Genomic DNA, 255 nt, shown 5'->3' with positions numbered 1-255 from the left:
GGTCGTTTGGTGCTTTAGAAGCAAAGCTTTGCATTTGTTTGTTGGCCTCTTCATACTTGCCTTGTGCTTTAAGCATTTGAGCATAGCGGTAGTAGGTTTCGGCATCTTGTGGTGTTTCAACGGCTCTAGCATACCATTTAGAGGCTTCCGAGGCGTTAAAGGTGTTAAAATAACTGTCGGCCAATTGTTTGTAAACATACCCGTCAGCTTTACCTTTCTCGGTTAGCTTTAAGTATTCTTGAGCGGCATCAACGT

1 pseudogene is annotated in these 255 nt (G+C 43.5%); it reads right to left on the bottom strand.

What is annotated here, in order from left to right:
* Window positions 1–255: pseudogene (locus EQG68_RS14920) on the bottom strand (OmpA family protein); the annotation flags it as partial.

The sequence above is a fragment of the Flavobacterium piscinae genome (genome assembly GCF_004122145.1).
GTDB lineage: Bacteria > Bacteroidota > Bacteroidia > Flavobacteriales > Flavobacteriaceae > Flavobacterium > Flavobacterium piscinae.
The sequence above is the reverse complement of the archived record's forward strand: the minus strand, read 5'-3'. Positions and strand labels throughout refer to the sequence as shown.